Genomic DNA, 10966 nt, shown 5'->3' with positions numbered 1-10966 from the left:
GGCGCCGTGGGTGACCGCCTGCTGGAGTACGCGCCTGCCTGCCGGTCCGGGACGGATGTCAGTCGCCGCCTCCGCCTCCGCCTCCGCAGCCTCCACCGCCGCCGCAGGACGAGCCGCCGCCACTGCAGCCGCCCCCGCCGCCGCCCCACGAGCCCCTGCGGCCTCGCTTGCGCGACGACCCACGGCTTCCCCCCGTCGCCGCCACGATCAGCACGATGAAAATGAACCCCAGAATCACCAGGAACTCCATGTCCCCTACCCCCGTTTCCCGTCCCGTTCGGTCCGTGTCAGGGGATTCCCCCGCCCGGTCGCCGAACCAACCCCATTTGAGGGACTCCAGAGCTTCGGGCGCCGCGCGTCCGCCGAAGGCCTGGCTTTTGAGTTCGGCGGACGAGGCGTGCGGTTGGGGGCGGTGACCACGCCCCCAACGACCAAGGGTGGGGGCCGGGGAGGGGGGATGGACGCGGCCGGGCCGGTAACTACTGCCGACCGTCGGCGCAGCCGGCCGGGATTTCCTCTCCAGGGCGGCGGACTGCCGCCCTGGAGAGGTGGTGTTCGCCCTTCAGCGTCGGCGTGCGCAGGTCCAGGCCCCCATGCCCTGAATCTTGGCGAGCCTCCTCGCCGTCGCGATCTGCTCCGCCTTCGTGGCGAGGTCGGCGCGTCGTGCGTACCGTCGGCCTCCTGCCGCGTTCCAGCTCGACTGGGTGAACTGCAATCCGCCGTAATGGCCGTTGCCGGTGTTCGCCCGCCAGTTCCCGCCGGATTCACACCGGGCGATGGCGCCCCAGTCGGGGTTCGGTTTGGAGTGGACCGCAGCGGCGTGGGCCCCGGAGACATCCAGTAGGGCCACGGTCAACAAGACTGCGGACGCCAGCAGTTGGCTGGCCCTGGTCCGGCTTCGCCGGTTCGTGCGGTGGTGCGACACCAGTGCTCCTTCGCTGTGGGGTCGGGCCTGCCACGAAGAGCGGGCGGGCCCTCGTACGACCGTCATCGGGCCGTGGCCACAGCACAGCACGGACCGACGTCCATCCAGCGGCACTTGCCATCGGCGAAGGGAAGACGCCACCCGAACGGACGCTCCACGACCCCCCTGGAGCCGTCATCACGTGGAACCGCCCCTGCCCCGAACGTGACGGAGGGCGACTCCTGCCGAGGGCGCCCCGGAGGGGCCCTACCCTCGCGCAACAGAGGACGGGAACGTCGGTCGGTCCCCCATTTCCGCTGATCAGATGGGGTAGGGACCCCACACTTCCAGCCAACGACTGATACCCCATACGGATCCTTGGCCGGCCATACCAGCCTGATCACGGCTCGCCCCTGACGCTGCCTCTGATGCGGGAAGCGCGTAGCACGGCATCGGTGGGCCCCGCCACGGGCGTTAACAGAGAGTAAAGACTGCCGGTCTCCGGCAATGCGCTGTCGGGTGCGCACCCGTCAGGATCGGGGCACCGGGGCCCCACCACGCAGGCACCGACCCGCGGAAACGCGGGAGCGCATGCGGGCAGCACGTACCCCCGCCCCAACGTTCGTCCGCACCCAAGGAGATGATGAAAGATGCGCGCCGTCACAATGCGTCCGGAGATCCGGATGTTCTCCGCGCCAGTGCTGCGCCCGTACTGATGGGCGTTGATGGGCACTTGCGCAGCGTTCGTATGCAGCGCAAGCCGGAACTCCCGCCAACGGGGCTCATCCTGCGGGCAGTCGGGGCGATCAGGGACCCGTGGAGTTGGAGAGGTTCAGGCGGCGGTAGGCGGCGCGGGCGCCGGCGATGCGGGCGACGGCGGTTCCGGTGCTCGCCGCGGCCAGCAGGCACCCGAGGCGGCCCAGGTCGTAGCCGGCGGACCAGGTCAGTTCACCCATGGGTGGTGTGGCGAAGCCGTTGAGGGCGAGCCAGCAGACAAGGGCTGTTCCCGGCGCGGCGACGAGCCGGGCCCCGGTGCTCAGTACGGCACACAGCACGGACAGCAGAAGAAGGTCGAGCGCGGGGTCTCCGTGGCCGTTGAGGTAGTTGAGGACTGTGACCACGACGAGGGCCGCGACACCGGCGGCCGCCCAGACCGAGGGTGCTGCGACAGGGTGGGACACAGGGCGGACACCGGAACTCATACGCCTCCACTGCACCACGCGATTCTCCTCTCGACCCGGCCTCCGCCGTTGGAGACCTCCGCCATGATGCCCGAGCCGGGGAGTACGGGCACAGGGCCGGAAATCAGCCGACGGCGGCCCGGCACGATCCGCCGTCAGACCATCTCGCCGCATCGCCTCCTCATCAGGAGCCGCGGCCTGCTCCGTCAAGCGCACCCTTTCACCAAATCGGGCGATGAGTGCAGGGATAGGGTGACGACATGAGGTGCACCGTCCACCTCCGACTTCCGCCGACAACGACATCAGAATCCTGGGGGTTTGCCGTGCCTGTTCCCCGCGTGAGCCGTACTCCGCTGCCGGGCATAGGGGTTCGTTACGACCTCACCACTCGTGAGCATCGCCGTCTGTCGGTGATTGCCCACCGCGACGGTGCCCGGACGCTGAACGCCTACCGGCGGGACGACCCGGACGAGTGCGCGTTGTCGGTGAAGCTGACGGGCGGCGAGACGGAGGCACTGATCGACGCACTGATGCCCTCACACCACAGCCCCAACCTGCTGTCCACGACCGACCTCGGTCTGGTGGCGGAACGGATAGAACTGGGGTCGCTGTCGCACTGGAACGGACGCCTGCTGGGTGAGACCCGGATGCGGACCGAGACGGGCGCGTCCATCGTCGCCATCCTGCGCCGCTCCGGTGCGATACCCTCACCCGCTCCCGACTTCCGCCTGGCGGGCGGGGACACCCTGATCGTCATCGGCACCCGCGAGGGCGTCGAGGCCGCCGCCGCGATCCTCGGCAGGGAGTGAGCGTATGCACTCCTCCGCTGTCTTCCTGATCGAATTCGGGGCGATCATCCTCGGCCTCGGCCTGCTGGGCCGCTTCGCCGGCCGCTTTCAGTTCTCCCCCATACCCCTGTACCTGCTGGCCGGCCTCGCCTTCGGCAAGGGCGGACTGCTGCCGCTCGGCACGAGCGAGGAGTTCGTCGCGATCGGCGCCGAGATCGGCGTCATCCTGCTCCTGCTCATGCTCGGCCTGGAGTACACGGCCAGCGACCTGGTCTCCAACCTCAAGACCCAGTACCGCGCAGGCATCGTCGACGCCGCCCTCAACGCCCTTCCCGGCGCGGCCATGGCCCTGCTGCTCGGCTGGGGACCGGTCGCCGCCGTCGTCCTGGCCGGCGTCACCTGGATCTCCTCCTCCGGCGTCATCGCCAAGGTGATGGGCGACCTCGGACGACTCGGCAACCGCGAGACCCCGGTCATCCTCAGCATCCTGGTCCTCGAGGACCTCGCGATGGCCGTCTACCTCCCGATCATCACGGCACTCCTCGCCGGCGTGAGCCTGGCCGCCGGCAGCCTCACCCTCGCCATCGCACTCGGCGTGGCCGGACTCGTCCTCTTCCTCGCCGTCCGCTACGGACGCCTCATCTCCCGCTTCGTCTCCAGCGACGACCCCGAGAAGCTCCTGCTGGTCGTCCTGGGCCTGACGCTGCTCGTGGCGGGTATCGCCCAGCAGCTCCAGGTCTCCGCCGCCGTCGGCGCCTTCCTCGTCGGCATCGCCCTCTCCGGGGAGGTCGCGGAGGGCGCCCACAGCCTGCTGAGCCCGCTGCGGGACCTGTTCGCCGCGGTGTTCTTCGTCTTCTTCGGCCTGCACACCGACCCCGCCAGCATCCCCCCGGTGATCCTCCCCGCGCTCGCCCTGGCCGTGGTCACCGCGGGCACGAAGATCGCCACCGGTTACTGGGCCGCGCGCCGAGCCGGGATCTCCGTCAAGGGACGATGGCGCGCCGGCGGCACCCTGGTGGCGCGCGGCGAGTTCTCCATCGTCATCGCCGGCCTGGCCGTCACCTCCGGCATCGAGCCCTCCCTCGGCCCTCTCGCCACGGCGTACGTCCTGGTGCTGGTCATCCTGGGCCCGCTGACCGCCCGCTACACCGAACCCGTCGCGAGCTACCTCACCGGCCGCCGCCGCGAGCGGCAGATGCCTGAGGTGCTGAAGCCGGACCTGGTTCCGGCGCAGCCGCAGGCGAGGGACGCCATGGACGACTCCGGCCCCGTCGGCCGCCCGTGAGCGACAAGGTCTGACGCCGAGGTCTTGTCCGGGCGCGAAGGCAGGGCGGCGATCACGGACCGTGTACGGTCCTGCTGATCGCCGCCCTGGCCGTCTCCCTCGGCGGCGCCGTCGGCTTCGCCGACAGCCTGCCACGTCCTCCGCTCCGCGATCCGGGCTGTAGGCGAGGCACCGTACGACACTGCTGCGCGAGCGCTTTCACGCACGCCGCTGATCACGTGATGGCCGACGAGCGACGCGAACTGCGGTCACGCCGCGCCATCCTTCGCACCGGTCGGACGCTGCGTCCCGAGCGGGACGGTGCCGGCGAGGCGGGTCAGGAGCGGGCCGGCGAGAGCGAGGATGAAGACGTACGCGGTCACCAGCGGGCCGAGTGAGCCGTGCATCGTCCCGACGAGCCCCACGATGACCAAGGAGAATTCGCCTCGGGCGATCAGGACGGTCCCCGCGCGCAGCCGACCACGTCGTCCCACGTGGTCGCGGGCGGCGGCGAACCGGCCTGCCAGGACCTTCGTGACCGCGGTGACGCCGGCGAGTGCAAGCGCCGCGGGGAGAACGGGCACGAGGTCGCTGGGGGCGACGGACAGCCCGATGGCCAGGAAGAAGACGGCGGCGAACAGATCGCGCAGGGGACTGAGCACGGCCCGGGTACGCGTCGCGGTTTCGCCGGTGAGCGTGAGGCCGACGAGGAAGGCGCCGACGGCGGCCGACGCGTGGACCGCCTCGGCCAGCGCGGCGACGATCAGTGTCAGGCCCAGCACGCGCAGCAGCAGTTGCTCGGCGTCCGGGTGGGAGACGAGGCGGCCGACGTGGTGGCCCCACCGGTAGGAGACGGTGAAGGCGGCGATGACGGCGCCCACGGCCGCGAGCACGCCGAGGACCGCCTGCCACCAATGGCCGCCCGACGCGAGCACGGCGAGCACCGGCAGGTAGAGGGCCATGGCGCAGTCCTCCATGACCAGCACCGACAGAACGGCCGGCGTTTCCCGGTTGCCCAGCCGCCGCAGGTCCTCCAGCAATCGGGCGACGATCCCGGAGGAGGAGATGTAGGTGGCGCCGGCCAGGGCCAAGATCCCGATGCCGTCCAGTCCCAGCAACCAGCCGGCCACCGCCCCCGGGACGGCGTTCAGGCCCAGGTCCACCAGGGACGAAGGCACGTGCCGGCGCACTCCGACCGCGAACTCCGGCAGCGAGAACTCCAGACCCAGGGTCAGCAGAAGGAGGACCACTCCGATGGCGGCGCCGGTCTCCACGAACTCACCGGCAGCCGGCACCGGGGCGATGCCGCCCTCACCGACCGCGAGCCCGGCGAACAGGTAGAGCGGAATGGGCGAGAGCGTGAATCGTCGCGCCACCGTCCCGAGCACGCTCAGTACGGCAAGGATGATCCCCAGTTCCAGCAGCAACGCGACCGGTGTCTGCACCGGGCTCAGCCCCGGATGATCTGTTCCACGCCCGCGATGCCCTCGTGGGTCCCGATCACCACCAGCACATCCCCGCCGCAAAGCGGCTCCTGTGGTGTGGGCGAGGCGATCACATCCTCACCCCGTACGATCGCGACGATCGACGCGCCCGTCCGAGTCCGTGCACGGGTGTCACCCAGCGGACGACCGTCGAACGGGCTGTTCGCCCGCACCACGATCTGCTCGGACATCAGCCCGGGCACTTCCTTCGTCAGATCGGCGAACCGCTCCGCGATCCGCGGGGCTCCGAGAATCTCCGCGACCGCTTCGGCCTCCTCACCGTTGAGCTGCAGCACGGGCCGGCCTTCGTCGGGGTCCTCCTCCCCGTAGAGGACCAGGTCGAATTCACCCGTTCGCCGAGCCACCACGCCGACCAGGTCACCACGGTGATTGGTGAACTCGTAGCGCAGACCCACACCGGGCAGGAGAACCTCGGTGACATCCATTTCTCCATCATCGAGTGATGCCGGCGCGATGGCATGCCCGGATGGGCTGCGCGGGGATCATGGCGCAGGCCTCAGCCGCGCGGCTGCGCGACGGAGAGGCGTCCACGGAGGGTGGCCGCGAAGTCCTCAGCACGGGCCAGCTGCACCCGGAGCTTCGCGACCTGATCCGCAGCGGCCTGTTCGTACGCGTGCAGACGCTCCAGCAGAGCCGCCCTCTCGGCGGTTTCGAGGTCGTCGCCGGCATCGAGGCGGTCGGTGGCTTCCAGCAGATCGCGCATCTGGTCGAGGCTGAAGCCGAGGGGCTTCATGCGGCGGATGACCATGAGGCGCGCGATGTCGGCCTCGGTGTAGAGCCGGAAACCGCCTTGGGAGCGGGCGGAGGGGATGACCAGGCCGGTCTCTTCGTAGTGCCGGATGGTGCGCAGGGACAGTTCGGTCCGTGTGGCGACCTCGCCGATCTGGATGTGCTTGTCGTCCACGCCTGGTTCCTGGTCCTGTCCTGTCCTGCGGGGCGGTGCGGTGCGGTGCGGTGCGGTGACGGAGGGATTCTCAGCTCCGGACCCTACTCTAACGTTAGGGTAGAGTTCCGGTGCCGGGCTGCCGCATGCTGCCCTGTCGTGCCGCGTCGGGGCCGTGGCGCCGCCGGTGGAGATCAGCCCTTCCCGCGCACCTCCCGACCTGCCCGTCGCAGGAGCGTGTGCCCGAGCACGACAGGTTTCGCTTCCCTTGTCTTCTTCCTCTTCCGTTGTGTCTCCTGCCACGCGCCTGCGCGGTCTGCGCGGTCTGCGCGGTCTGCGTCCGGACTGGCTGAGCGATCCGCGGGTGTGGCGTACCGAGGTGCTGGCCGGCCTGGTGGTCGCGCTGGCGCTGATTCCGGAGGCGATCTCCTTCTCGATCATCGCCGGCGTCGATCCGGCGCTCGGCCTGTTCGCCTCATTCACGATGGCCGTGGTGATCTCGATCGTCGGGGGGCGCCGGGCGATGATCTCGGCGGCGACCGGGGCCGTCGCCCTCGTCATCGCACCGCTGAACCGCGAGCACGGCCTCGGCTACCTCGTCGCCGCCGTCATCCTGGCCGGCGTCTTCCAGGTCGTGGTGGGGGCACTGGGTGTCGCCAAACTGATGCGCTTCATCCCCCGCTCGGTCATGGTCGGCTTCGTCAACTCGCTCGCCATCCTGATCTTCATGGCGCAGCTCCCCGAGATGTGGGACGTGCCCTGGCCCGTCTATCCGCTGCTCGCGGCCGGTCTGGCGCTGATGGTGTTCTTCCCCAAGGTCACCACCGTGATCCCGGCCCCCTTGGTCTCGATCACCATCCTCACAGTCGTCACCATCGCGGCCGCCATCGCCGTCCCGACCGTGGGCGACAAGGGCGCGCTGCCCTCCTCGCTGCCGACGCCGGGCCTGCCGGACGTGCCGTTCACGCTGGACACCCTGACCACGATCGCCCCCTACGCCTTCGCCATGGCCCTGGTCGGTCTCATGGAGTCGCTGATGACGGCGAAGCTGGTCGACGAGATCACCGACACCCACTCGAACAAGACGCGCGAGTCGATCGGCCAGGGCGTCGCCAACGTCGTCACCGGGTTCTTCGGCGGCATGGGCGGCTGCGCGATGATCGGCCAGACGATGATCAACGTAAAGGTGTCGGGCGCTCGGACCCGCCTCTCCACCTTCCTCGCGGGTGTCTTCCTGATGGTGCTGTGCATCGTCTTCGGGCCGGTCGTCTCCGACATCCCGATGGCAGCGCTCGTAGCCGTCATGATCATGGTGTCGGTCGCCACCTTCGACTGGCACTCCATCGCGCCGAAAACGCTCCGGCGGATGCCGGCCGGCGAGATCGCCGTCATGGTGATCACCGTGGCCTGCGTCGTCGCCACCCACAACCTGGCCGTCGGCGTCGTCGTCGGCTCCGTCACCGCCATGGTCATCTTCGCCAAGCGCGTCGCCCACCGGGCCGACGTCACTGCCGTCACCGACCCCGACGGAACCACAGTCGTGTACTCCGTCACCGGTGAGCTGTTCTTCGCTTCGTCGAACGAGCTGGTCGGGCGGTTCGACTATGCGGGCGACCCCGGCAGAGTGGTCATCGACCTCACCGCGGCCCACATCTGGGACGCATCCTCCGTCGCCGCACTGGACGCGATCGAGACCAAGTACGCGCAACGCGGCAAGAGCGTCGAGATCGTCGGACTCAACGATCCCAGCGCCGACCTCCACGGCAAACTCACCGGCGAGCTCACCAGCCACTGACCCGGCTTCGACGGACGCGGCGCCCGCATCAAGGCACGCGCTCATCAGGTCTGCGCTCAACGCGGGCGGCGACGTCAGCGAACGGGTGAAGGGGACTTCACTGCGCCGTGGCGGCGCGGGTCATCCCGGCCAGTGCACGCGCCCGAGGTGGATCAGGCGGAGCTGACTGCGGGCCGTGCGGGTCACGGCCGACCAGTCCTCACCCCGCAGCGAGGCGGCGACGTACGCCGAGGCCGTCATGAACATGTGGTCCACCAGGAGCCGGGCGAGCATCGCCATCTCGTCGGCGCCCCACCCCGCACTGGCCGGATCGGCCGCGAGCGCGGCACCGATCTCGTCTCCGAATGCGTCGAGTTGCCCGGCGATGGCCTCGCGTACCGCCGGAACTCCGCCGTGCCGCTCGCGGACGAGGAAGCGGACGTGCGCCGGACGAGAACGGACCAGCTCGGCGACGAGGCCTACCGCGGCGTCACCGCGACGGCCGGCGTCACCCGTCGAGGCGAGCACGTCCCGCACGGTCTTGTGCAGGCTGGCCAGGGCCTCCTCCACGAGGGCGGTCCCCAGCTCGTCCATGCCGCGGAAGTGCCGGTAGAAGGCCGTGGGAGTGACCCCCGCGGCCCTGGCCACCTCCCTGAGCCCGAGGCTGCCGAGGCTGCGCTCTTCCAACTGCGCCAACGCCGCGTCGAGCAGGGCGCGTCGGGTTCGACGGCGTTGGGCCTCGCGGACCCCGGTGTTCAGGCTCATGACGGGCAGTCAACCGCGTCACAGTCGCCGATCGCCAGCATGAGACGAACTGTACTGGGTAGTCAGTGAACAACTGTTACCTGAAAGGTGGGAGGAAATATCATGCTCTTCCTCGTGGGTGCGCTGCTCGTCCTCGGCGTCGTCCTCGGCGCCGTGGCCCACCTGCCTGTGGCGGTCAGCGTGGGCGCGGGCCTTGCCATCGCCGTCTGGCTCGCCCTCTTCGCCGCGCGCGAACGCCTGGCGGGTTACCGCGCCGGACGCCCCGACCACCACCGTGGAGGTCTGTGATGAACCCGCGTATCGCCGAGAAGGCCCCGGCCCGGGACCGGGCCCGCACTCGAACCCGCAGCAGTACCCGTGACGCCGACGCCATGGCCGTCACCGCGTTCGTCCTCGGCCTGACCGGGCTCCTCGTACTCAACCTGGTGCTCGGCCCGACCGCCATCGTCCTCGGCTCCCTCGCCCTGTGGCGGCACACGGCCAGGCCGGCCCGCGCCCGCCTCGGCATCGCCCTGGGCGTGGCCGACCTCGTCATCCTCGCCTGTCTCGTCACCGCCGACCACACCTGGTCGTGGAGCCTGGCCTGAGACACAGGCGAGTAGAGGGCGAAATCCCCGCTCCGCATGCGGGCCGCCTCGACCGGCTCGTACCGCTCCTCCTCGACACCCGTGTGGCCCATCGCCTCGCAGAGGCGCGCCCGATCGACGCCTGTCGCTGCCGTGACAGGTGTGCGCGCCGTGGTATGGGATGGCACAAGCCACATCAGGCCGTGATCGCGAAAGGTGCCCCTGTGTCTCAGGAGCAACGTAAGCGGGGCCAAAAGCTGCGGCTGCGTGAAGGCGGCCCTGCCCGGCCGCCACCCGCACGAGGAAGGCGCCCGTCACCGACCGGGTGGTCTTCGGCGTGACGGCCGCGCTGACCTTGGTCTTCGCGATCTGGGGCGCCACGGCCACCAGCGCGCTGGAGAGCGTCTCCGACACCATGCTGAACGGTCTGATGCGCAACGCCGGCCGGGCGTTCGTCCTGGTCGCCTCGGGGTTCGTCGTCTTCGCGCTCTGGCTCGCCATCAGCCGGTACGGACGGATCGAGCTGGGCCAGGAACACGAGAAGCCGGAATTCAGCACCGTCTCCTGGGTCGCCATGATGTTCAGCGCCGGCATGGGCATCGGCCTGATGTTCTACGGCGTCAGCGAACCCCTTGCGCACTACACCACGCCGCCGCCCGGGCACCGACCCCGTTCGCCGTCTTCGGCGGTACGGCCATGCGCCTCGAGGAGCAGGGCCACCTCGGCGGCGCGACCACGCCCGAGGCGCAGCTCTTCGGGGTGCTCCGGCAGTTCCCGATCGCCGGCGTGATGAGCCTGCTCGTGATGGTCCTGGTCGGCATCTTCTTCGTCTCAGGCGCCGACGCGGCGTCGATCGTGATGGGCACCCTCTCCCAGAAGGGCACCTTCGAACCAGCCCGCCTCATCGTCGTCTTCTGGGGCGTGGTGACCGGTGGCGTGGCGGCCGTGATGCTGCTCGTCGGAGAGGGCAAGGGCGACGCCCTCGCGGGCCTGCAGCACTTGACGATCCTCGTCGCGGCCCCATTCGTGCTGGTGATGATCGGCCTGTGCTGGGCCCTCCTGCGGGACCTCCGCCGGGGCCCTGATCGTCCGCAGCGAACTCGCCGAGGCGGCGGTGGAGGAAGCCGTGGTCGCGGGCCACGAGAAGTACGCGGGCGAGTTCGAGATCCGCATCGGCCCGGCACATGACCAGGCACCCGGGAGAACGAAGAACGACAAGGACGACCGCGACCGCAAGGACCCGGGAGCCCCGCCCCCGGCCTCCTGACGGGCACACCTGCCATGCGCCGCACGGCGCGCCCCGGGCCTCGCGCCACGGCTCGGCGCGGGGCCCCGG

11 protein-coding genes and 1 pseudogene are annotated in these 10966 nt (G+C 70.1%); 6 read left to right on the top strand and 6 right to left on the bottom strand.

Going from position 1 to position 10966, the window contains the following annotated elements; translation table 11 throughout:
- Positions 1–562: 562 nt before the first annotated feature.
- Positions 563–991, bottom strand: coding sequence for a transglycosylase family protein (locus ACWGIF_RS21100; RefSeq protein ID WP_453499508.1), 429 nt, complete (start codon positions 989–991; stop codon positions 563–565).
- 719 nt (positions 992–1710) lie between these two features.
- Positions 1711–2085: a hypothetical protein gene (locus ACWGIF_RS21095; protein ID WP_453499506.1), complete on the bottom strand. Its 375-nt coding sequence runs from the start codon at positions 2083–2085 to the stop codon at positions 1711–1713.
- A 323-nt stretch (positions 2086–2408) separates the two neighbouring features.
- Here ACWGIF_RS21095 and ACWGIF_RS21090 point away from each other — a divergent pair, with 323 nt between their 5' ends.
- Positions 2409–2894, top strand: coding sequence for a cation:proton antiporter regulatory subunit (locus ACWGIF_RS21090; RefSeq protein WP_453499504.1), 486 nt, complete (start codon positions 2409–2411; stop codon positions 2892–2894).
- 4 nt (positions 2895–2898) lie between these two features.
- Entirely contained in the window at positions 2899–4158 is a 1260-nt protein-coding gene (locus ACWGIF_RS21085) for a cation:proton antiporter (RefSeq protein ID WP_453499502.1), read from the top strand.
- A gap of 248 nt (positions 4159–4406) precedes the next feature.
- On the opposite strand, the gene ACWGIF_RS21080 is transcribed toward ACWGIF_RS21085, so the two are convergent.
- The 3 genes from ACWGIF_RS21080 to ACWGIF_RS21070 all read right to left on the bottom strand — a co-directional run bounded on the left by ACWGIF_RS21080 (position 4407) and on the right by ACWGIF_RS21070 (position 6546).
- Positions 4407–5582 (bottom strand): cation:proton antiporter, encoded by a 1176-nt coding sequence (locus tag ACWGIF_RS21080; RefSeq protein WP_453499500.1) that lies wholly within the window; start codon positions 5580–5582, stop codon positions 4407–4409.
- Positions 5583–5587: 5 nt separating this feature from the next.
- A complete protein-coding gene (locus ACWGIF_RS21075; protein WP_453499498.1) occupies positions 5588–6067 on the bottom strand; it encodes a cation:proton antiporter regulatory subunit in 480 nt (159 codons plus the stop codon).
- A 71-nt stretch (positions 6068–6138) separates the two neighbouring features.
- Positions 6139–6546 carry a MerR family transcriptional regulator gene (locus ACWGIF_RS21070; protein WP_453499496.1) on the bottom strand — a complete coding sequence of 136 codons (408 nt, stop codon included), beginning with the start codon at positions 6544–6546 and terminating at the stop codon, positions 6139–6141.
- 268 nt (positions 6547–6814) lie between these two features.
- Here ACWGIF_RS21070 and ACWGIF_RS21065 point away from each other — a divergent pair, with 268 nt between their 5' ends.
- A complete protein-coding gene (locus tag ACWGIF_RS21065; protein ID WP_453499494.1) occupies positions 6815–8320 on the top strand; it encodes a SulP family inorganic anion transporter in 1506 nt (501 codons plus the stop codon).
- 120 nt (positions 8321–8440) lie between these two features.
- Here ACWGIF_RS21065 and ACWGIF_RS21060 read toward each other — a convergent pair whose 3' ends face one another.
- Complete coding sequence (locus ACWGIF_RS21060) at positions 8441–9064, bottom strand: TetR family transcriptional regulator (protein ID WP_453499492.1); 624 nt, start codon at positions 9062–9064, stop codon at positions 8441–8443.
- A gap of 102 nt (positions 9065–9166) precedes the next feature.
- On the opposite strand from ACWGIF_RS21060, the gene ACWGIF_RS21055 reads away from it, so the two are divergent.
- The 3 genes and pseudogenes from ACWGIF_RS21055 (at position 9167) to ACWGIF_RS21045 (ending at position 10897) form a co-directional block, all read left to right on the top strand.
- On the top strand, positions 9167–9352 hold the full coding sequence (locus ACWGIF_RS21055) for a hypothetical protein (protein ID WP_453499490.1): 186 nt from the start codon (positions 9167–9169) through the stop codon (positions 9350–9352).
- Positions 9352–9651: a DUF4190 domain-containing protein gene (locus ACWGIF_RS21050; RefSeq protein ID WP_453499488.1), complete on the top strand. Its 300-nt coding sequence runs from the start codon at positions 9352–9354 to the stop codon at positions 9649–9651. Before ACWGIF_RS21055 ends, ACWGIF_RS21050 begins: the two co-directional genes overlap by 1 nt.
- 304 nt (positions 9652–9955) lie before the next feature.
- Positions 9956–10897, top strand: a pseudogene (locus ACWGIF_RS21045) (BCCT family transporter).
- Positions 10898–10966: the final 69 nt, after the last annotated feature.

Source organism: Streptomyces sp. NPDC054849, assembly GCF_053610945.1.
The sequence above is the reverse complement of the archived record's forward strand: the minus strand, read 5'-3'. Positions and strand labels throughout refer to the sequence as shown.

Bases quoted from the DNA above. Each gene is read 5' to 3' on its own strand.
- ACWGIF_RS21100 (WP_453499508.1), bottom strand. From the start codon at position 991: ATGACGGTCGTACGAGGGCCCGCCCGCTCTTCGTGGCAGGCCCGACCC.
- ACWGIF_RS21085 (WP_453499502.1), top strand. From the start codon at position 2,899: ATGCACTCCTCCGCTGTCTTCCTGATCGAATTCGGGGCGATCATCCTC.
- ACWGIF_RS21075 (WP_453499498.1), bottom strand. From the start codon at position 6,067: ATGGATGTCACCGAGGTTCTCCTGCCCGGTGTGGGTCTGCGCTACGAG.
- ACWGIF_RS21060 (WP_453499492.1), bottom strand. From the start codon at position 9,064: ATGAGCCTGAACACCGGGGTCCGCGAGGCCCAACGCCGTCGAACCCGA.
- ACWGIF_RS21055 (WP_453499490.1), top strand. From the start codon at position 9,167: ATGCTCTTCCTCGTGGGTGCGCTGCTCGTCCTCGGCGTCGTCCTCGGC.
- ACWGIF_RS21050 (WP_453499488.1), top strand. From the start codon at position 9,352: ATGAACCCGCGTATCGCCGAGAAGGCCCCGGCCCGGGACCGGGCCCGC.